Raw genomic sequence first — 21,858 nt, 5'->3', positions numbered from 1 at the left:
GACCGGCGGCGGCAAGCCGCCGCGCGGCGCATGACCGTCGGCGCGCTGCCGTTCAAAGGCGAACGCAACGATCCTCAGAACCGGTACGTCGCCCCCACCTGCGCAAATCGCCCGACATACGTATAGAGCGACGAATCGTAGCCGGTCGGCCCCGCCATCCATACCGGATCGAACGGCGGCTTGCGATTGAAGAGGTTGTCGATCCCCGCGTACAGCGTCCAGTGCTTGAATCCCGTATAGCCGATCATCAGGTTGAACTGGCTGTACGACGCAACGCCATCCGCCATGCCGGGGTACGTGCCCGGCGCGAGAATGGCCTGCGCGTAAGGGCCGACATAGAGCCAGCTCAGGGTCGCGTTCCACTGGTGATGGTTCCAGCTCAGGTCGGTGTTCCCTTTCCAGCGCGGCGAGCTGCCGCCGAACGGCTGGTGAAGTGCGCCGTTGTTGCCCGCGTAATCCCTTTCCACGCCGCCAACCGGCATCTTGAAGTGCCACATGTACGCCCAATCGCCGGACAACGTGAAGGTACCGATTTTCGTCGCGACCGTCTGGCGGAACGTGGCCTCGAAGCCATCGGTGTCCAGCGACGACAGATTGCGATATGGCAGCGTGACATAGGCGATGCTGCCGTTGGCATTGCGAACCACCTGTGACGGATCGTTCTGATTGACCACGACCTGCACGTCGTCCGTGCCGATCACGTTGTCGATGTGAATCTTGTACCAGTCGAAACCGATATCGGTGGTACGCGTCGGCGAAAACTGGAAGCCGACGTTATAGTTCTTCGTGCGCTCGGGCTGCAGGCCGCGATTGCCCGCACGAATTTCCTCGACGATGTTGTACGAACCCGGATTGTTCGGATCTCGCGCATCCACCACGCCTTGCGAGCCGAACGTCCGCGACGACGTGTTCTCGATCAGCGTCGGCGCACGGAAGCCGCGATTGTACGAACCGTACAACGTGAGTTCCCGCACCGGCTGAAAACGCAGCGCGAACCGCGGCGAAAACGCGCCGCCGAAATCGCTGTAGTGATCGTAGCGGCCCGACTGGCTGAACGTCAGCGTCTTCAGCAGCGGAATGTCGAGCTGATAGTAGACGGCCGCGACGTTGCGCTCGCCGTCGACGGACTGGATCGACGGCGACGTCAGTTGGCCGCTCGCCCAGCCTGCTCCCGTGCCGATGTACTGGCTCTGATGCATGAACTGCGCGCCGAGCCCGAGGCCCACGTTGCCCGTCGGCAGCCTGAACAGGTTCGGGCTCGACAGCGTCGCATCCAGCACGTCGAGCTTCGTGATCGCCTGGTTCGACGTGCTCTGGTAAAGGCCGTTCAGTCCGTTCGGCGTCGCGGACGGGTTGGAGAAATCGAACGTGCCGTTCCGGATGATGTTCGTCAGCGCGCTGGCGCTCATCTGGTTCGAATAGTTCTGCGAGACCGTGTCCTGCGAATGCGCATACGACGCGCTCCAGTCCCAGTCGCCCGCGGACGGCACCGCGAACGTTCCCTTCACGCCCGTCGCGGCGCGCCAGTAGTTCGAACTGACATGCACCGACTGCGACGCCGGAAACGCATAGCGCAACTGCGTCGGCACGCCGAACGGATTGTAGGGATTACCGGCCGGCACGACGTTCGATACCAGCGCTACGCTGCCCGTCGCCGGATCGTAGGTCTGCGTACTGGTCGTCAGGCGGCCGACGCCCCGGTTCGCGACCGTCGTGTTGTTGCTCTCCCACAGATCGGCGAACGCCTGCATCGCGTCGTCGATCCTGAACTCGCCGTGCAGCTTCGCGCTCAGGCGCTCGGTCCACGGCGAGAGCGATGACGCGCCTGCCGTGTTGCGCTGGCAGATCGTGCCGCCTGCGCCGAACGATTGGGAATTCGCGTTGCCGGGGGCGACCTTGCCGCCATACGCACAGGGGTCGAGCGGCACGTTGCCGTTCGACCTCGCCCAGTACGACGTCGACTGGTTGGACAGGCCGCCGGGATAGTTCGAGAAATTCTGGTTCTCCGTCATGTTCCGGTCGGAAGCGAGCACGCCGTTGTTCTTGTAGTAGCTGAGCGCCGCCGTCACGTTGAAGCGATCCGCGTTGATGTCGCCGAAGCCGCCCAGCAAGCCGAACCGGGTCGTGCCCGCGCCGCCGCCCCCGTTCGTCGCGCCGCCGTAGCTGCCGGTCAGCTCCAGGCCCCGATAGTTCTTCTTCGTGATGATGTTCACGACACCGGCGACGGCATCGGAGCCGTACTGCGATACCGCGCCCGTCTTGACGATCTCGATCCGGTCGATGATGTTGAGCGGCAGCGTGTTCAGGTCGAAGAACTGATCGGTGCCGTTGGCCGCGTACGCATACGGGGCGGCGCGCTGGCCATCGATGAGCACCAGCGTGTATTTTTCGCTCAGCCCGCGCAACGCGATCCCCGATCCGCCGACCGCGAAGTTGGCCGTCGCGGTCGAGCCGTCCCCCCAGCTGCTCGATGAATTGGCCGTCACGCTGCGCAGATAGTCCGCGACCGTCGTATGGCCGCTGTTCACGATGTCCTTCGCCGTGATCGTCTGGACCTGGTTGAAGCCGACCTTGTCCGCGCTGCGGATCAACGACCCCGTCACTTCGAAACGCTTGACCGTCAGCGCGTCGTGCGCGCCCGATGCCGGCAACGCCGGCGCCGCGGGCACGGCCGCTGCCGACGCCGGCGCGTCGGGTGCCAGCTGCGACTGCGCCCATGCGGACGCTCCCGGTACCGCCGTGGACGCGCAGAACCACGCTGCGGCAATCCCCCTCATCACGCTTTGCTTCATCTTTTTTCCCGCCCACAATCGCCGGCCTGGCCGCGCGTATTCTTTAATACGGTATCTATTTAGATATCCGAATTCATTTTAGAAATGCAGATCGTTCCGGCTCGACGAGGTGCCTGCCACGTTTCGGGCGCCGTGCCCGATTTCACGTCAACCCGGGTCGCATGGACGCCGCACGGAAATCGCCCGCGGCGTCAGGTCGACGCTGCCTGGAAAGCACGCATGCGCGAGCGCGCCCCGCGCGATCCAGGCCGCGCGCCTGTCGGGCAAGACGACGGATGCCCGGCAACCGCCCGGACATCCGCCTGCTATTGACGGGAACCCGTTCGCGCGACGATCCGCGAGCGATGCGACTCCGGCGGCCGGTCAGTCGATGGCCACCGCCACCGACTCGCGCGACAGCACGTGGTACAGCGCGCCGGCGGCGAGGATGATGGCCGCGAGCGCCAGCATCAGCGTCTGGTAGCCATGCCTGAAATCGTCGACCTGCCGCATCAGGAAGATGGCGAACGCAATGCCGCTCGCGCCGCCCACGTTGTGCACGGTCCACGACGTGCCCATCGCCACGGCCGCCTTTTCACGCGGCAGCGCACCCAGCGCCACCAGCGTCGACGGCCCGAGTATCGCGCCCCAGCCGATGCCGAACAGCAGCAGCGGCACGACGAACCAGGCCGCATCGGGCTGCCCCGCGACGATCGACAGCAGAACCGACGCGACGACGAACAGCGACAGGCCGGTCACGATCACCCGCGACGGGCCGAGCCGTTCGCTGCGGCCGCCGATCCAGGACGACGCGATGGAGAACGTGATGGTCGCCGGCAGCAGATACAGCCCGATGGTGATGTCGCTCTTGTGAAGCTGGGTCGAAAAGTAGATCGGCAGGGTGAGCAGCACGATGCAGTAGAAGAACGCGAGAAAGAACGTCGCGAGCAGCGCGGACAGGAACCTCGGTTCGCGGAAGAAATGAAACTCGACGATCGGGTCGCGCGTGCGCAACTCATGCCAGACGAACAGTGCCAGCGCGACGAGCGACACCGGCAGCAACCAGAGATTGAGCCCGCCGCCGTCGACGGACAGATAGCTGACGAGCGTGGTCAGGCCGACGACCAGCAGCAGGCACCCCGTCACGTCGATGCGCTTGCGCGCCTGCGCCTTGAACTCCGGTATCGCCCAGGCGCAGAGCGCCAGGCTGATCGCGATGAACGGAATGTTGATCAGGAATGCGTCGTGCCAGTCGAGCGCGCCGGCGAACAGGCCGCCGATGATCGGGCCGAGCGCCAGCCCGACGCCGTTGGCGCCGAACAGGATCCCCAGCGCCTTGCCCTGTTCGTTCTCGTCGAACGTATAGCTGACGATCGCGCCCGATACCGTGTACAGGATCGCGCAGCCGATGCCCTGCAGGAAGCGGAACCCGACCAGCAGCCAGAACTGATGCGCGATACCGGCCAGCAACGAAGCCGCGCCGAAGATCACGAGGCCGACGATCAGCAGCTTCTTGCGGCCCAGGTTGTCGGCCAGCGTCGCAACCGGCACCATGAACGCGGACAGCGCGACCATGAAGATGGACGTGATCCACTGCGTCGTCTGGATCGGGATCGAAAAATCACGGCCGATCGCCGGAAGAATCGTGTTGACGACCGTGAGATCGATACATCCCAGGAAGCTCGCGATACAGATGCCGGTCAGCCCGACGTATTTCCGAACCTTGCTCGATGAATTAGTCATGCGCCAGTGCCTCGGTTTCCTCGTCTGCGTGCGACTGCGATTTTTTCTTGAACTTGACCGCCAGCCAGTTGGCGCGGGCATCGCTCCCGTTCTGCACGAAAATCTCGCGGGTCTTGCTCATCGCGGCGGTCATCTGCTTCGGGTAGATGATGAAATCGATGCCGTCCCGTGCCCACATCGGCATGATGATCGGGCATTCCTCGAGAATGTAGAAGAGCGAGCGATAGAACGCGTCCTCGTGTTCGCGGGTGCCCTGCACGAGCCCGTTCCGCTCCGCGAACACGCCGATCGTGTCGTTGATCGCGTAACGGTATTCGGGATTCGAGTAGTACTCGTTCGTGATCAGATGGTAGTACTGCGAATAGTCGTCGCGGCGCAGCAGGTCGTCCCATCGCAGGATCTCGCGCCGCATCGACAGTTTCGCGAGGGTTCCCTCGTGGTCCCGCAGCCATGCGTCGCCGCGGTCGCGGCTTTTCTGGTAGTTGCTGTGCGCGGAGCCGGTCGCATAGTTGTGGCGCTGCAGCGTATCGGCCACGCCGATCACGCATTGCCCGAACCCCGCCACGTTGATCTTGTCGACGGTCGCCGCCAGCTTTTCGCCTTCGTGATATTCCTTGCCGACGCTGATCAGCAGCAGTGCCGTCTTGCCGACGTACTCGTGCGCCTGAAATTTTCCTTGTGCCTGCAATGAAACCTTGTACATGGTCAGCTCCAGTAAACTAAGGGTTCGGTAACGGATTTGATGCCGACGAAGGCACTCAACGTGACCCGGTCGGTGCCCCGGACAGGGCGAACCGCGTGGATGAAACGCGGATTCAGGAAGATCAGGTCGCCCACCTCCGGCTTGATCACCAGGTCGGGCGCGCCCACCTGCTCGCGGCCGATCCCGTAGTGGCGATCGCCCTTGAGCGCTTCGTATTCGCGCGCATCGGGTGCGACGCGCCAGAGTTCCAGCTCGCCCCCGTGCGGCGGCACCTGCAGATAGATGTTGGCCGACAGCTGATAATGCAGCGCCCATCCGGTGCCCGCCGGCAGCGTCCATTCCAGGTTGTCGATGTGCGGCTCGAGATCCACGCCGGGCGTCAGGTAACGGCACACGCCGACGAAGCACTTGCTCCCGTCCACACTCAGCAGCCGTGCCCCTTCGGGCCACGCGTCGTCGAGCAGCGTGCGGAACCGGTCGACCGGCGACGCCAGCTCGCCGAACAACGTCCGAACGCGCTCGATGTTGGCGCGCGCATGCCGGTGATACGCCTGCCGCACCTCTTCGGATCGCACCTCCGCGTACGCGATGCCGAGCCGCGTAAATTCGGCTGCGTGACCCAGCGCGCCCCGGTCGGGATGGGCGAACAGCTGCTCCTCCGCTCGCCGGACGACCGCCGGCGGCGTGAACGCACGAATGCGTATCGCGAGCGCATTGCCTCTGCACAAATCGAGAATGTGATCGGCGCACAGCGACGTTTCGTCGACGTCGATCACTGCATGGTCAACCTCTGCCGGTCGGTTCATGGCGTGATGGAATGAAGGAGTGAAGGAAGTAAGGGAGCCACGCGCATCAGAGCAGGTAGCGGGCGCGCAGGTAATAGAAGCCGCCGTTGATGCCGATCGGCGACGACACGATGTCGTACTGCGTGCCCAGGAACTGGTTCTCGGACGGCAGCTTGCTCGGGTACACGTTGAACAGGTTGTTCGCGCCCACCGCGATTTCGAACTTGCGCGTCATCGCGTAGCGCAGCTCGACGTCGGTGACGTAGCGCGCCGCGTTCGTGAAATGCGCGAAGCGTGTCGTCGAAAATGCATTCGGGCCGCTCCAGTAGCTCTCTTCGCCGGAGGTCGTGCCGTAACGCGTTTCATGCAGGCTGAGCGCCCATTTGTCACGGTGCCAGGTGCCGCCGACGATGATCTTGTTCTTCGGCGTCGACGACGTGATGTAGCCGACCTGCTGCGCGTTCAGCAGCGTGTTGCCGTTGGTGTCGCGGCCCACGCTCGTCACGCTCGTCGTGTTGAAGTTGATGCCGAGATCCCAGTCGACGCTCCCCCACCTCGCGAAGTTGCTGTGATACGTGGCCAGGATGTCGAGGCCGCGCGTGCGCGTATTCACGCCGTTCGTGAAATAGTTCGCCGTCACCGACGGCAAGCCCGCCGGCAACGTGATGCCGGCCTGCGTCAGCGCATCGATCGCGGTCTGTCCGCTATAGGTGCCGCCCTGCACGATCCGGTCGCGGATGTTGATCTGGTACGCGTCGATCGTCACGTTCAGGTTCGGCAGCGGGTTGAGCACGAGCCCGATATCGAAGTTGGTCGACTTCTCGGGCTTGAGCGGCGTCGCGCCGAGGTTGCGTGCGGCCTGCGAGTTCGGGGCCAGTTGCCCGTAGGCGGAAAGCGGCGAGATGTTCAGGTTCGTGAAGTACTGCTGCGCGAGCGACGGCGCGCGAAAACCGGTGCCGACGCTTCCGCGGACCGCGATGCGCGGCGTGATGTCGTAGCGCGTCGAGACCTTGCCGTTGGTCGTGCTGCCGACGTCGTTGTAATGCTCGAAGCGCCCCGCGAGATCCACCTGCCAGTTCGGCGCGAGCCGGGTGGCGAGATCGATGTAGGTGCCGAGCACCTCGCGCGATTTCGACAGCGCACTGAGCGGCGACAGGCCCGGCAACGCCTGGCTGCCCGCACCGTAGGTCGACGCGGGATCGCCCGCGCCGACCGTGTAGCTTTCGTGGCGATGCTCGGCGCCGACCGACACGTTGAGCGGCGCGGGCAGCAGCGGCAGGTGGAATGCACGCGACAGGTCCAGGTTGTTGGTCCACTGCGTGTTCGTGAAGGTCGACAGGCGGAAGCCGGTCGGCGTCGATCCGGTCGCGGCGAACAGGCTCGTGTTCGCCGAATTGACCATGCCGATGCCGATGTTGTCACGGCCGTAGGTCGAACTGATGTCCCATGCCCAGCCGAGCAGCCGGTCGCCTTTCACGCCCGCGGTCAGCGAAAAGTCGTTTTCGTTGATCGTTTCCTGCGGCGTGAAGCCATTCGGATAGAGCGCGGGCAGGACCGACGGCAACCGGTAATTCTGGTAGCTGCCGCCGCTCCGGTGCGCATACGTGCCGAAGCCGTACAGCTTCGCGCCGCCTTCGAGCAGGTAACCCGCGTTGAAGGCGACCGATTCCCGCGTGCTGGCAGGCGACCCGAGAATCAGGTTGTCGTTCCGGCCGGTTCGCGGATCGGCGTCGGTTCGCACCGTATGATTCTGCCGGTTGTATTCGGCGCTCAGGTCGACATAACCGGCATCGCCGAGCCTCAGCCCGATGGTGGCCGCATTGTTCTGCGCGAGGCCGTCGCCCTGATAGGTCTGGCCGGTCGTGTTCGACACCTCGCCACCCTGGTAATTCGACTTGAGGATGACGTTGATCACGCCGGCAATCGCATCCGAGCCGTATTGCGCGGATGCGCCGTCACGGAGAATCTCGACATGATCGATCGCCGTGACCGGGATCAGGTCGACGTCGACACCGGTCGATCCTTGCTGCGGCCCGCGGTTCAGCGACACATTCGCGGTCGAATGGCGGCGCTTGCCGTTCACGAGCACCAGCACGTAATCGGGGCTCAGCCCGTGCAGCGTCAGCGCGCTGGTCAGGTTGCCCGCATCGCCGCGCATCGCCTGGCGCGCGATCGACGGCGAGAGCTGGACGAGTGCGTCGCGCAGGTTGCCCTGCCCGGTGCGCCGCAATGCGTCGCCGCTGATCACTTCCACCGGGGCGGCGGCATCGCGCACCTTCCGCGCGCTTTCACGCGTGCCGGTCGTGACGACGACGTCCTGAACGGTGACGACGATGTCCCGGGTATCGCCGGCAGGCGCCGGTTCCGGCTTCGTTCCCTGTGCCCACGCGGCGCTGCCGGCAGTAATCCAGCAGGCGGCCAGCGCCAGCGAGCGGCAACGGGGGATCCTCACGCGCGCAATGTCGTTTCTCTGATAAACCACTTCAAGGCCCTCATTTCAGCGAGCCGCGAAGTGTCGTTTCATTCTCGCGTCACGCTTCTCGTTTGTTTTGATATCAGTGCGTGACGAATCATCCTCCTGGTGTAATCGTTTGTTAAATAACAAATACGCATTTTCATTTATCAATTCATCCGACAATTAGCGACCTTGCGCACGATTACGCAATCACGCAGAAAATGTTGCGATTGCGTGGCGAATGGAAATGGCGCCCGTTAAATCTGTTGATATTGACGATGCCCGATTTGAATAATGAAAAGGAATATGCGCACGTTTGTGAAATATCGATTTCGCTCGACAAGCTGCGCATTGCATGTTCGAACCGATGGGCCGGAAAGTATCGTGACGATGTCGACATCATTGCGATGGCGGAACGATCGCAGCCCGGCGGCCCTGCTCCGCTTCGAGCAGTCTTCGCGGATGGGGTGGCCGGCTTAGGAGGAACGCGTCGGTTCTCGATGCGAATGGATGGCCAGTCGCCCGGCGTACCCGTTTACACCGTGGCAGGTGATCTGCTCGTGCGGGAGCGCCGGGCCTGGACAACACGTTTGCGTTGCCCGGCCGGCGAATGCGATTCACGCGGGGTTGCGTGAAGTTGCGTGACAGTGCGGCGATTGCGCGTGCAGCGGCACCCGAGAGGATCGCGCGATCGCGTGCGACCCGGCGGGATACGACTCGATCCGCGCCATCGTTCTTTCGAGCCGCTCACTCCATGTACTGCTCGTTGCCGATCAGGCCGATCTTCGTCGCGCCTTCGCGCTGGGCCGAGGCCAGCACTTCGGCCACCGCCGTGTACGGTGCGGACTTGTCCGGGCGCAGCCGGATCTCGTCCTGGTCGGCCTCGGCCGCCACCGCGCGGAACTTCGCATCCAGCGCGGCCCCGCCGCTCACTGCCGCGCCGTTCCAGTTGACTGCCCCGTCCGCACCGATGTCGATCTGCACCACCTGGGGCGGATGCGGCGGTGGCGGCGGCGTCCCCACCGGCAGGTTCATCTTCACCGAGTGCATCTGGATCGGGATCGTGATGATCAACATGATCAGCAGCACCAGCATCACGTCGATCAACGGCGTGGTGTTGATGTCCACCATCACGTCCGGCTCGTCCTTGCTCCCTCCGGAGCCTGCGTTCATACCCATCGTTCGAACTCCCTAGCCCCCGCGCGCGGGCGGCTGCGTGATGAAGGCGACCTTGACGACCCCGGCCCGCTCGCATGCCGCGACGACCCGGCCGATGTACTGATACGGCGTCGCCTGATCGCCGCGCACGTGCACGTCCGGCTGCGGCGCCTGCGTCGAAATCTCCTTCAGCCGCGACACCAGCGTCGGAAGGTTCACATGCTCGGTGCCCCAGAAAAGATCGCCCTGCCGGTTCACCGCGATCTCGATGCTTTTCGGCTGGGTCTGCAGCGGCTGGACGCGCTCCGCCGGCAACTGCACCGGGATCGTGTGCGTCACCACCGGGATCGTGATCAGGAAGATGATCAGCAACACCAGCATCACGTCCACGAGCGGCGTCGTGTTGATCGCCGAGATCACCTCGTCGTTGTCGTCACCGCCGACACTGATTGCCATGACGCGCCCCGCTTACGACTGAACCGCCAGCGCCTGCGGCGACTGTGCCGCCGGCGTCGCGATGCGGCCCGCCGCGCGCCTGCCGCCCGCGAGCAACACCGTGTGCAGTTGCGCGCCGAAGTCGCGCACGCGTTCCATCACGGACTTGTTGCGGCGCACGAGGAAGTTGTAGCCGAGCACGGCCGGCACGGCGACCGCCAGGCCGATCGCGGTCATGATCAGCGCCTCGCCCACCGGGCCCGCAACCTTGTCGATCGACGCCTGGCCCGCGATGCCGATGGCCGTCAGCGCGTGATAGATGCCCCACACGGTGCCGAACAGGCCGACGAACGGCGCGGTGGAGCCCACCGTGCCGAGAAACGCCAGGCCGTCCTGCAGGCGGTTCGACACGCTGGTGATCGAGCGCTCGATGTTCAGGTCGATCCAGGTGTTGCGGTCGACCGAATCGAGCAGCGCGGTGTCGTGGTGTTCACCCGCCTCGATCGCGTTCTCGGCGATGAAGCGAAACGGCGACGCATCGTCGAGCTGGGCGGCACCCTCGGCCAGCGTCGGCGCATTCCAGACCTGCTCGTCGGCCGACTTCGCGCAGCCGTTCGCGCGCGCCTGCTCGATGAACTTGGTGACCATGACGTACCAGCTGCCGAGCGACATGACCACGAGCAGCCCCAGTACGAAACGCGCGACAAAGTCGCCGTTCGCCCACAGCGCGCCCAGCCCATACGGATTCTCGACGGTGGCCGACGTCGCGGGTTCGGGCGGCGGCACCGGGCGATCGGCCGCACCTGAGGCAGCCGGTGCCGCCGAGGTCAGTGCCACGCCGGAGGTTGCCTGGCTCGCGGATGCCGCCGCTTGCTGTGCAAGCACCGCTTGCGGGGCGATCAGCGTGCCGCCGATGCCGGCCGATATCATCAGACTTGCCGCGACTGCGGCGCGAAAACGCTTGTTCATAAGGACTCCGTATGCGTCATGTGTCGATTCGAAAAACCGGCCCGGTCGAACGGCTTGCCGTGGCCTGCGTCAGTTCAGGTTGAAGGAAAACGGTACGCGCACGCGCACGGATTGCCCCTGGGCGATACAGTTGAAGCGCTTGACCGCGTTGAGCGCCGCGCGATTGAGCACCGGGTCGGCCGGCTGCGCGACCCGCAGGTTCGTGACGCGGCCGTCCGGATCGACGGTGAATTCGACGGTCACTTCACCCGTGATGTTGTTGTCCTGCGCCTCCGCCGGGTAAACGATCGATGCACGCACTTCGTCCGAATTCGGGCAGACCACGCCAATCTCGCGATTCACCGGCTTGGCAACCGGCACCGGCGCCGGCGCGGGCGGCGCCTCGTGCACCGGTGCGCTCGGGGCCGGCACGTCCTGGTGCGTGATGGTCGGCTGCGGCGGGGCCTGCACGTGCACCTCGGGCGGCGGTACGAACGGCGGCGGCGGCGCCGTCACCCTCGGCTTCGACACGACCTTTTCGACCGGCTTCGGTGGCGGCGGTGGAGGCGGCGGCTTCACCGGTGCGATGATGCGTGCCTCGATCGGTTGCTGGACGATCTGGACGACCCGCGTCGCGAGACCGTTCACGAGCGCCCAGATCAGGACGAGATGCAGCGCAATGGCAATCGCGATACCGCCGAAGCGACGCACCGGATGCGTCTGCTTGTTGCCGAAGCGGCGCGGGCGGCCGATTGCCGCGAGCCGGGATGGAGAAGCGGTTGTCATGTTCGGTCCAGTTGCAACGAGATCGAAGGGGCGGCGTGCTCGGCAGCATCCGGTCCGTCGCCGACTCCGATCACGTGCGCCATTCGATGGAATGTCATGTCGATCGCATCAGGCCGCGGCGGGCTCGCGCCGGTCAACCGGCTGCCACCCGAGTGCCGGGGCGATACGCGTGATGAAGTCCTCGAGGATCTGCCGGTAGTTCTCGAACGGCAGGTCGTAAGGCAATTCGAGGCGCAGCTCCCGCACCTGTCCGACCACCGGGTCGGTCAGCAACCGCTCCACGATCTCGTCCGAGCTGCCGACGAGATCCGGCGCGAACAGCGTGCGCCGCTCGCCCTGCGGCGCCAGCGTGCGGGCATGACGCGCGTCGGCAAATGCGCGATAGCGTTCGCGCTCCTTCGCGCTCGCGCCGTCGGTCGGGACGATCACGCGCCCCAGCGCGATCCGCGGAGCATGAGCTTCATGCCAATGGTCGCGATACAGATCCAGTTGCCGCAACTGGGCGTCGATATGGCTATCGGTGCCCTCGCCCGTGGTTATATTGCCGATCAGCAGGTTGAACCCGTTCCTGGCGGCCCATTCGATCGACCGCCTGGAACCGCCCCCGTACCAGAGTCGCCCCGTCAGGCCGGGCGCAAACGGGCTCACGCGCGGCCGCACCCTGCCTGCGGCCGATTCGACGAACGTGTCGTCGTCGCCGAGCCAGTCGCCGGCGAGATTGCGGCGCAGGCGTGCCACACGCGCGTGCGAGAAGTCGACGAGATCCGGATCGGTGTCGAACAGCCGCTCGCCCAGCAGCGCGCCGTGATTCGGTGCGCCCGCGCTGAGCCCGACATTGAGCCGCCCGCGCGCGAGCACGTCGACGGTGGCGAGATCCTCGGCCAGCCGGAACGGATTCTCGTATCCCATCTGGATGACCGCGGCGCCCAATCCGATCCGGGTCGTCCGCTGGCTTGCCGCCGCGAGAAACGTGGCGGCCGACGAGACGGCGCGCTCGAGATGGCGCTGCCGCACCCACGCGCTGTCGTAACCGAGCGCCTCGCCCGCGCTGAACAGTTCGAGCGTCTGCTCGAATCCCGCCGCCGCGTCTTCACCGGCGTAATTGCCCGGTGTCAGGAAGGCAATGTGATCAATGCGGACGTTGCTCACTTTCGTATCCTTCGTCATTGGGTCTGTCTGGTGGTACACGCGCCGCGTGCTGTCGGCCCGGAATCTGCCCGATCCGCCTGTCGACAGGCATGACGCACGACCGGCACGGCACCATCGACCGGAACGCGCGCGTTCACCTCTTTGGCGATCGGTTTTTTATCGGGGATCGAAAAAAGGAAACGAGACATCGAACTCAACCTCGCAAATGGCCGGGCTGACCGGATTCAAACTTTCATGAAAAAGCGTCGAACAGGCAGGCAATCTCGGATGTCGATTATGGAGAACGTGCGACTGACCCGTTGCAGTCATTTCTTCTATGGATATGACGCGCGTATCAAAACAGATAGCGCGTGCACACATAATGAAAATCGAGATTGATTCAGGCGTGGCCGTACAAACCCGGGCAGTCGCACAAGGGGAACATGCGATTCATGGGCCCGCGATAATGCGGCCCGGAAACCTGGACGATGAAGAAGAGAACCCGACAGTCACACCCGACGGGGTTCGATGCAAAAGTGCTGCACTTGCAACGCCAAAGGCAAGCGGACGCTGGCCGCTCTGGCGCAACGATTCGACGCGCAGCCGAACCCGATCGCGGAATGGATGCGACAGCGCAGAAACGCGTGGGGGGATATGTTTTTAGTGACGGGCACGCAATCGAGCGAGCGATCGACAGACCTGACGACGCCGCATGCAGGAATGGCGCCGGTCGACACCAGAAAACGAAGCTCCGATAGTGCGAGGCATCGCGCATCGGAAGCGGGGTAACGGCGCCACACCGGAGCCATTACCCCACGGCTTGAAAGAACGGAACCGAGCCCGTTAGCCAGGAGGCAATCCCCCTGACACCGGTGCCGTCAACACGAAGTGTCGCGCTCACCCGACCCGCGCTTCTCCCTCGCGCTCGGCTTCCCCTTCGCCCGTGCCCGTTCGCGCGAGCACCGGCTTGAGCGCCTGCCCTGTATGGCTCGCACGCACCTGCACGAGCGCTTCCGGCGGCGCCGCCGCGACGATCGTGCCGCCGCCCACGCCGCCTTCCGGCCCGAGATCGATGATCCAGTCGGCTTCCGCGATCACGTCGAGATCGTGCTCGATCACGACGACGCTGTGCCCCGCATCGACGAGCCGGTGCAGCACGCGAATCAGCTTCGCGACGTCCGCCATGTGCAGGCCGACCGTGGGCTCGTCGAGCACGTACAGCGTGTGCGGCGCCTTCTGGCCGCGCCGTGTGATGTCGTCGCGCACCTTCGTCAGCTCGGTGACGAGCTTGATGCGCTGCGCCTCGCCGCCCGACAACGTCGGCGACGGCTGGCCGAGCGTCAGGTAGCCGAGGCCGACATCCTTCATCAGCTGCAACGGATGCGCGATGTTCGAGATCGGCGCAAAAAACTCCACGGCCTCGTCGATCTCCATCGTCAGCACGTCGCCGATGTTCCGGCCGCGCCACGTGACGGCGAGCGTCTCCGGGTTGAAGCGCTGCCCGTGGCACACGTCGCACGGCACCTTCACGTCGGGCAGGAAGCTCATCCCGATCGTGCGCACGCCTTGCCCTTCGCATGCGGGGCAACGCCCGTCGCCGGTGTTGAACGAGAAGCGCGACGCCGTGTAGCCGCGCGCACGCGCTTCCAGCGTATCGGCGAACAGCTTGCGGATCGTGTCCCACACGCCGATATAGGTGGCCGGACACGAGCGCGGCGTCTTGCCGATCGGCGTCTGGTCGACTTCGAGCACGCGGTCGATCTGCTCCCAGCCGCTCAGCGATTCGCAGCCCTGCCATGCATGCGTGACGTTCAGCGAAGGCCGCGGCGCACTGCGCGCGAGCACGCTCGAACGGCGGTTGGCGGCCGGCGCGTCCTGCTGCGCGGCCTTGCGCGCGCGGCGCGTGGCCGGCGACGACAGCACCGAGCGGCCGACCGCGTCGAGCAGGTTCGTCATCAGCACGTCGCGCGCGAGTGTCGACTTGCCCGAGCCGCTCACGCCCGTGACCGCGACGAGCCGCCCGAGCGGAATGCCGACCGTGACGTCGCGCAGGTTGTGCAGCCGCGCACCGTGCACGGTCAGCCAGGCTTCCGGCACGGCCGCGCCGCCCTTCTTGCCCGGCAGGCTCACGCTGCGGCGCGGCTGCAGCGGATGCGTCATCGGCTGCGCGAGCAGGCGGCCCGTCACGGAATCCGGCTGCGCGGCCAGATCGGCGACCGCGCCCTCGGCGACCAGCGTGCCGCCGCGCTTGCCCGCGCCCGGGCCGACGTCGATGATGTGATCGGCGCGGCGGATCGTGTCCTCGTCATGTTCGACGACGACGAGCGTGTTGCCCTTGTCGCCGAGCTTGCGCAGCGCATCCAGCAGGATCTGGTTGTCGCGCGGATGCAGGCCGATCGTCGGTTCGTCGAGCACGTAGCAGACACCCTGCAGGTTGCTGCCGAGCTGCGCGGCGAGCCGGATGCGCTGCGCTTCGCCGCCCGACAGGCTCGGCGCCGCGCGATCGAGGCTCAGGTAGCCGAGCCCGACCTCCTCGAGAAACGCGAGGCGGCTGCCGATCTCGCTGACGATGTCGCGCGCGATCTGCGCGTCGCGCCCCGTCAGCTCCAGCCCGTCGATCCAGCGGCGCGTGTCCGACACCGTCCATTGCGCGACCTCGACGATCGGATGCGCGTCGAACGTCACCGCCCGCGCGGTCGGGTTCAGCCGCGTGCCGTTGCAATCCGGGCACGGCTCGTTGCCGACGCCTTCCGGTTCCTGTTCGTCCGACGGCAGCGTCTGCTCGCGGCCGCGATCGTCCCCGGCGAGCACCGTGTCGTCATACGCGGCGCGCTGTTCGCGCGTGAGCGTGACGCCGGTGCCGACGCAGGTCGTGCACCAGCCGTGCTTGCTGTTGTACGAGAACATCCGCGGGTCCAGCTCCGGGTAGCTCGTGCCGCACACCGGGCACGCGCGCTTGACCGACAGCACCTTGACCGTGCCGACCCGCGCGGTCGAATGATCGTTCTGCATCGCGTCGTGCAGCCCGTCGAGCGGCGCGAGCAGATGCATCACGCCCTTGCCGAGTTCGAGCGTCTCGTCGAGCACGCGTCGCAGTTCGGCTTCGTTGTCGGGGGACACGACGATATCGGCGACCGGCAGCTCGATCGTATGCTCGCGGAAGCGGTCGAGCTTCGGCCACGGATCGACCGGCACGAACTCGCCGTCGACGCGCAGATGCGTGCTGCCGCGCGCCTTCGCCCACTTCGCGAGATCCGTATACACGCCCTTGCGGTTCACGACGAGCGGCGCGAGCAGCCCGACGTGTTCGCCGCGATGATCGCGCAGCAACTGCGCGGCGATCGATTCGACGGATTGCGACGTGACCGGCGTGCCGTCGTGGATGCAATGCTGCAGGCCGAGCTTCACGTACAGCAGCCGCAGGAAGTGCCACACCTCGGACGTGGTCGCGACCGTGCTCTTGCGCCCGCCGCGCGACAGCCGCTGCTCGATCGCGACGGTCGGCGGGATGCCGTACACCGCGTCGACCTCGGGGCGGCCGGCCGGCTGCACGATCGAGCGCGCATACGCGTTCAGCGATTCGAGGTAACGGCGCTGGCCTTCGTGGAACAGGATGTCGAACGCGAGCGTCGACTTGCCGGAACCCGACACGCCGGTGATCACGTTGAACTTGCCGTGCGGAATGTCGACGTCGAGCGCCTTCAGGTTGTGCTCGCGCGCGTTGACGATCCGCACGACGTCCTCGCCTTCGATCGCACGCCGCTCGCGCGCCGCGTTCAGCACGGCCTGCAGCGGCTTGCCTTCGTCGGCGAGCGCCATGTCGGCATCCATCGCGCGTTCGTACTGCAGCAGCGCCACGCCGGTATGCGATTCGGCGCAGGCTTTCACTTCGTCGGGCGTGCCCGCGCACAGCACGAGGCCGCCGCCGTCGCCGCCTTCCGGGCCGAGATCGATCAGCCAGTCGGCCGCGCGGATCACGTCGAGGTTGTGCTCGATCACGATCAGCGAATGGCCGGCCGCGAGCAGCTTGCCGAACGCCTGCATCAGCTTCGCGATGTCGTCGAAGTGCAGCCCGGTGGTCGGCTCGTCGAACATGAACAGCTTCGCCCGCGCGATGCGCGCCTCTTCCGTAACGACCCGGCGGCCGTTCACGGCCGCCGCCGATTCGGCGAGGAAGCCGGCCAGCTTCAGGCGCTGCGCTTCGCCGCCCGACAGCGTCGGCACCGGCTGGCCGAGCTTCACGTATTCGAGGCCGACGTCGACGATCGGCTGCAGCACGCGCAGCACCTCGGCGTCGGTCGCGAAGAACGCGGCCGCTTCGCTGACGGTGAGATCGAGCACGTCGGCGATGCTCAGCGCGCGGCCGTCGCGCTCGATGCGCACTTCGAGAATCTCCGCGCGGTAGCGGCTGCCGTCGCAGTCCGGGCAGCGCAGGTAGACGTCGCTCAGGAACTGCATCTCGATGTGCTCGAAGCCCGAGCCGCCGCAGGTCGGGCAACGGCCGTCGCCCGAGTTGAAGCTGAACGTGCCGGCGCCGTAGCCGCGTTGCAGCGCGAGCGGCGCCTTCGCGAACAGCTTGCGGATCTCGTCGAACGCGCCGACGTAGCTCGCCGGGTTCGAACGGGTGGTCTTGCCGATCGGCGACTGGTCGACGAACACGACGTCGCCCACCTGGTCGGCGCCCGTGAGGCTGCGGTACGCACCCGGCGACTCGGTCGCCTTGCCGTGGTGCCGCGCCATCGCCGGATAGAGCACGTCCTGCAGCAGCGTGGACTTGCCTGACCCCGACACGCCCGTCACGCAGACGAGCCGCTGCAGCGGGATCTCGACCGTCACGTCGCGCAGGTTGTGTTCGCTCGCGCCTTCGAGCACGATGCGCGGCGTATTCGCGTCGACCACCCGGCGCGCCCAGTTCGACGCATGCGCGACATGCTTGCGGCCGCCGAGATATTCGCCCGTCAGCGTGTGCGCGGAGCGGATGTCGCCCGGCGTGCCGTCGTAGACGATCGTGCCGCCGCGCTCGCCGGGGCCGGGCCCCATGTCGATCAGGCGATCGGCCGCGAGCATCACCGACGGATCGTGTTCGACCACCACCAGCGTATTGCCGGCGTCGCGCAGCCGCTGCATCGCCTCGACGATCCGCGTGAGATCGCGCGGATGCAGCCCGATGCTCGGTTCGTCGAGCACGAACAGGGTTTTCGTGAGCGACGTGCCGAGCGCCGTCGTCAGGTTGATCCGCTGCACCTCGCCGCCCGACAGCGTGCGGCTCTGCCGGTCGAGCGTCAGGTAGCCGAGCCCGACGTCGCACAGGTATTTCAGGCGCGTGCGCACCTCGGCGAGCAGCAGCTTCAATGCATCGTCGAGCAGCGCGCTCGGCAGGCTGATGTCGTCGAAGAAGCGGCGGATGCGCTCGATCGGCAACAGCATCAGGTCGTGCACGGTCAGGCCCGGCAGCGCCTCGAGCTGCGCGCGGCTCCAGTCGACGCCGCGCGGCATGAAGCGGCCGGCCGGCGCGAGCACGCCGTCGGCGTTCTCTTTCGAGCCGAGCCGCCACTGCAGCGACTCCGTCTTCAGGCGCGCGCCGCCGCATACGTCGCACGGCGTGTAGCTGCGGTATTTCGACAGCAGCACGCGGATATGCATCTTGTACGCTTTCGACTCGAGATAGCCGAAGAAGCGCTTCACGCCGTACCACTGGCTCTGCCACTTGCCGTTCCAGTCGGGCGAACCGTTGACGACCCAGTCGCGCTCGGCGTCCGACAGCTCGGCCCACGGCGTGTCGCGCGGGATGCCGGCTTTCGCCGCGTAGCGCATCAGGTCGTCCTGGCACTCCTTCCACGCGGGCGTCTGCATCGGCTTGATCGCGCCGCCGCGCAGCGTCTTGCGCGCGTCGGGGATCACGAGGCCGAGATCGACGCCGATCACGCGGCCGAAGCCGCGGCAGGTTTCGCACGCGCCATACGCCGAATTGAACGAGAACAGCGCCGCCTGCGGCTCCGCGTAGCGCAGGTCGCTGTCGGGATCGTGAAGCCCGGTGGAGAAGCGCCACACCTGCGGCTCGGCGATCGCGTTTTCCGCTTCCGGCGCCAGCACGTACACGTTCACGCGCCCGCCGCCGCGCTTCAGCGACGCCTCGATCGCCTCGACCACGCGCACCTTGTCGGCCTGCTGCACACGGAAGCGGTCGGCCACCACGTCGAGCACCTTGCGCGGCCCGGTGGGCGACGCGACCTCGCGCTGCGCCTGCACCCGCGTGTAACCGCTCGCGGACAGCCACTGCGCGACTTCTTCATCGGAAGCCGTTTCGGGCAGCTCGACCGGGAACGTGACGACGACGCGCGGATCGTCCGCCTGCGTGCGCGCGACGAGCTCCGCGTAGATCGTCTCCGGCGTGTCGTGCCGCACCTGCCGCGCGGTCTTGCGGTCGAACAGCTCGGCCGCGCGCGCGTACAGCAGCTTCAGGTGATCGTTCAGCTCGGTCATCGTGCCGACGGTCGAGCGCGAACTGCGCACCGGGTTGGTCTGGTCGATCGCGATCGCGGGCGGCACGCCGTCGACGCGCTCGACCTGCGGGCGGTCCATCCGGTCGAGGAACTGCCGCGCGTACGCGCTGAACGTCTCGACGTAGCGCCGCTGGCCTTCCGCGTACAGCGTGTCGAACACGAGACTCGACTTGCCGGAGCCCGACGGGCCGGTGACGACCGTCATCTCGCCGGTGCGCAGGTCGAGATCGAGGTTCTTGAGGTTGTGCTGACGTGCTCCGCGAATGCGGATCAGATTGCTGGATGACAATTTGCCTGCCCGTCTGAATGAGTTAACCAGAGTGCCCGGTGCCGGAACGCTGCGGCGGATGCCCGCAGGCGCGGCGCACGCGCCGCAAGGGTTGCACATGTGCGGCCCGATTTCGACGGACACTATACTGTACATTCATACAGTTTTCCATGACGACCCTGAGGGCGGCATGGGATGGCGGTTGGAGGCGCGGCCATTCCGCGATAACGCGTTTATACTCCCCGGCCGGGCAATCCGCGTGATACGACAAGGAAAATGAAAGCAAGAGCATGGCTCATCACTTTGCTGGGAGCGTGGGTGTTGACTCAGCCTTCACTCGCCTTCTCGCAAAACATCAACGGGAAAAATCTCTTCATACAGAGATGCGCGATGTGCCATGGCGCAGATATCAAGGGCACCGGCCCATTGGCCAGGAAAAGCAATCCCGCCACGCCTGACCTCACGACTGCCGCGTTCAAAAAGCGGCTCCATGATTATCCAGGCGTCATCGTTTCATCGGTAATACTTCGCCCGAACGGGGACCTGATTCCGAGAACCTTGAGGGAGAACGGCGTCAAGCTGGCACCGCATGCCTGGACCGTTCAGGATTTTCGCGACCTGAATCAATACATGAGCGACGTGATTTCCAGCAGCCGATGATTCCGTGTCGACCGGCTGACCGCTCCGGGTCGTTTCGAGCCGGTAACATACCGCCGACGAGCTATCCGGCGGAGGCATCCCCCTTCCGAAAATGGTGCCGTTGCCCGGGTCGGACTTCGGCACACAAGCCGTGTGTTGCGCCATCCGGAACCAACGTACCTGCCCGGGTGCAGCCGTGCGATGATGCGCGCGGACCAACATGAGAGATGGAATGACGACTACCTTCGACGAGGCGACAACGGCGGCGATCGCCGCGTTTGCCCAACTGGATTTCTACACGGCCGTGCAAGCGATGCGCGCCGAGGCCGACTACGACCGCGAAATAGACCAGTGGATCTCGCGCTACATCGACGAGCACGGCGGCGGCGCGGACGATGCGGAATACGACGCGTTGCACGCGCAGGCCCAGGCGACCCCGGAATTCGCGCAGTTCGTCGATGGGGTTCGCCGGGAAATCCTGGAATACTTCGACGTGACCGACGATCAACTCGACTGGATGGTCCAGTTGCGCAATGACGACAGCGACGCGCTTTGGGCGGAAGTCAACCGGCAGCGGACCGCGCTGGGAACCGGTGAAGTGCGCGGCGACCTCTGACCCTTGCCTGCCATCCGGATTTCGCGTCGCGCCGGGCGCGTGGCTCGAGTCCGATCAGCCATGAGGTGGGCCGGGCGTCACGTATCCCGGCCACCGGCTCGCCCCTGCCCTGCTACGCCTTTTTCGCGTAAGCGCCGCACCAGCCTTTCGCATTGACCTGCTTGCCGCCGAAAATGGCGCACGGCGCCATCGGCGCACCGGTCTTGCCCTGGAAGAACTGGCAATTCGCGCAAGCCTCGCCCGCCTGAAATTTCGGGAATTTCGCATGGTCGACCCGGCTTGCATCCGTCTTGTAGCCGAGGGCCTGGGCGTTTGCGTCGGTTTCCTGCACGGCACCGGCACCGGCCGCGGCATCTGCCGCGGCCGCGCGGCGCCCAACGGCCAGCGCGGATGCCAGAACGGTGGTGGCAGCAATAAAACGTCGGCGTGAAAACTTCATCTTGCCCTCCTCGATGTTTGCGTGGCCGGATGTCCGGCTCCTCCGATGCCGCGACGCCTCCCGGCGCACAACCGCGGCCCGTCACCGTGCCCGTCGCGCCGCGACACGTTCATCCCCTGCGAACCGCCTTGCGAAGGAATCAGCGAAAAAACAATTCCCGCATCCCGAACGTGTGATGCGCCTCGGCCGCCATCAGCACCATGAGCACCAGCAGGCACAGCGGCGGCACGAGAATCGCGTACACCAGCGCCAGCCGCTCCCACATCATGTGCATGAAGATCGACACGATCAGCCCGGCCTTGGCGATCATCAGCACGACGATCAGTACCCAGCGCATCAGGCCCTGCACGTTGAAATAGTCGACCAGGTACGACAACGTGCTCAGCACGAACAGCAGGCCCCAGATCTTCAGGTAGAGGCCGATCGGATGCTGCTGGCCGTGCGCGGCGTCGGGTCGGTCGGCGGGATCGGTATGGTCCAT

16 protein-coding genes are annotated in these 21,858 nt (G+C 65.7%); 3 read left to right on the top strand and 13 right to left on the bottom strand.

Annotated elements, in window-relative coordinates; all coding sequences use genetic code 11:
• Positions 1–74: 74 nt before the first annotated feature.
• From DPV79_RS01625 to DPV79_RS01605, 5 genes are all read right to left on the bottom strand, one after another.
• Entirely contained in the window at positions 75–2,792 is a 2,718-nt protein-coding gene (locus DPV79_RS01625) for a TonB-dependent receptor (protein ID WP_113044595.1), read from the bottom strand.
• A 363-nt stretch (positions 2,793–3,155) separates the two neighbouring features.
• A complete protein-coding gene (locus tag DPV79_RS01620; RefSeq protein ID WP_165843476.1) occupies positions 3,156–4,514 on the bottom strand; it encodes an MFS transporter in 1,359 nt (452 codons plus the stop codon).
• On the bottom strand, positions 4,507–5,217 hold the full coding sequence (locus tag DPV79_RS01615; RefSeq protein ID WP_059688272.1) for a hypothetical protein: 711 nt from the start codon (positions 5,215–5,217) through the stop codon (positions 4,507–4,509). The genes DPV79_RS01620 and DPV79_RS01615 overlap by 8 nt, the downstream gene beginning before the upstream one ends.
• A gap of 2 nt (positions 5,218–5,219) precedes the next feature.
• Entirely contained in the window at positions 5,220–5,993 is a 774-nt protein-coding gene (locus tag DPV79_RS01610) for a 2OG-Fe(II) oxygenase (RefSeq protein ID WP_244321693.1), read from the bottom strand.
• Between the two features lie 76 nt (positions 5,994–6,069).
• Positions 6,070–8,454 carry a TonB-dependent receptor plug domain-containing protein gene (locus tag DPV79_RS01605; RefSeq protein ID WP_244321692.1) on the bottom strand — a complete coding sequence of 795 codons (2,385 nt, stop codon included), beginning with the start codon at positions 8,452–8,454 and terminating at the stop codon, positions 6,070–6,072.
• Between the two features lie 281 nt (positions 8,455–8,735).
• On the opposite strand from DPV79_RS01605, the gene DPV79_RS41905 reads away from it, so the two are divergent.
• The gene (locus DPV79_RS41905) at positions 8,736–9,092 is read left to right on the top strand and encodes a hypothetical protein (RefSeq protein WP_133295601.1); all 357 of its coding nucleotides are present in this window, start codon (positions 8,736–8,738) and stop codon (positions 9,090–9,092) included.
• 112 nt (positions 9,093–9,204) lie between these two features.
• On the opposite strand, the gene DPV79_RS01600 is transcribed toward DPV79_RS41905, so the two are convergent.
• The 6 genes from DPV79_RS01600 to uvrA form a co-directional block, all read right to left on the bottom strand.
• The gene (locus DPV79_RS01600; protein WP_113044591.1) at positions 9,205–9,636 is read right to left on the bottom strand and encodes an ExbD/TolR family protein; all 432 of its coding nucleotides are present in this window, start codon (positions 9,634–9,636) and stop codon (positions 9,205–9,207) included.
• A 12-nt stretch (positions 9,637–9,648) separates the two neighbouring features.
• Positions 9,649–10,071 (bottom strand): ExbD/TolR family protein, encoded by a 423-nt coding sequence (locus tag DPV79_RS01595; protein ID WP_113044590.1) that lies wholly within the window; start codon positions 10,069–10,071, stop codon positions 9,649–9,651.
• Positions 10,072–10,083: 12 nt separating this feature from the next.
• Entirely contained in the window at positions 10,084–11,019 is a 936-nt protein-coding gene (locus tag DPV79_RS01590; protein ID WP_113044589.1) for a MotA/TolQ/ExbB proton channel family protein, read from the bottom strand.
• 69 nt (positions 11,020–11,088) lie between these two features.
• A complete protein-coding gene (locus DPV79_RS01585) occupies positions 11,089–11,784 on the bottom strand; it encodes an energy transducer TonB (protein ID WP_113044588.1) in 696 nt (231 codons plus the stop codon).
• 108 nt (positions 11,785–11,892) lie between these two features.
• Positions 11,893–12,933, bottom strand: coding sequence for an LLM class flavin-dependent oxidoreductase (locus DPV79_RS01580; protein WP_113044715.1), 1,041 nt, complete (start codon positions 12,931–12,933; stop codon positions 11,893–11,895).
• Between the two features lie 876 nt (positions 12,934–13,809).
• On the bottom strand, positions 13,810–19,704 hold the full coding sequence (uvrA, locus tag DPV79_RS01575) for an excinuclease ABC subunit UvrA (protein WP_113044587.1): 5,895 nt from the start codon (positions 19,702–19,704) through the stop codon (positions 13,810–13,812).
• Positions 19,705–19,959: 255 nt separating this feature from the next.
• Between uvrA and DPV79_RS01565 the strand changes: the two genes are divergently transcribed.
• On the top strand, positions 19,960–20,343 hold the full coding sequence (locus DPV79_RS01565; protein ID WP_113044585.1) for a c-type cytochrome: 384 nt from the start codon (positions 19,960–19,962) through the stop codon (positions 20,341–20,343).
• A 211-nt stretch (positions 20,344–20,554) separates the two neighbouring features.
• A complete protein-coding gene (locus tag DPV79_RS01560; protein WP_059621337.1) occupies positions 20,555–20,938 on the top strand; it encodes a hypothetical protein in 384 nt (127 codons plus the stop codon).
• Positions 20,939–21,050: 112 nt separating this feature from the next.
• On the opposite strand, the gene DPV79_RS01555 is transcribed toward DPV79_RS01560, so the two are convergent.
• Both DPV79_RS01555 and DPV79_RS01550 read right to left on the bottom strand, forming a co-directional pair.
• Positions 21,051–21,377: a high-potential iron-sulfur protein gene (locus DPV79_RS01555; protein WP_021156559.1), complete on the bottom strand. Its 327-nt coding sequence runs from the start codon at positions 21,375–21,377 to the stop codon at positions 21,051–21,053.
• 139 nt (positions 21,378–21,516) lie between these two features.
• On the bottom strand, positions 21,517–21,858 hold the full coding sequence (locus DPV79_RS01550) for a cytochrome C oxidase subunit IV family protein (protein WP_059687147.1): 342 nt from the start codon (positions 21,856–21,858) through the stop codon (positions 21,517–21,519).

The sequence above is a fragment of the Burkholderia reimsis genome (genome assembly GCF_003294055.1).
Taxonomy (GTDB): Bacteria; Pseudomonadota; Gammaproteobacteria; order Burkholderiales; family Burkholderiaceae; genus Burkholderia; species Burkholderia cepacia.
The sequence above is the reverse complement of the archived record's forward strand: the minus strand, read 5'-3'. Positions and strand labels throughout refer to the sequence as shown.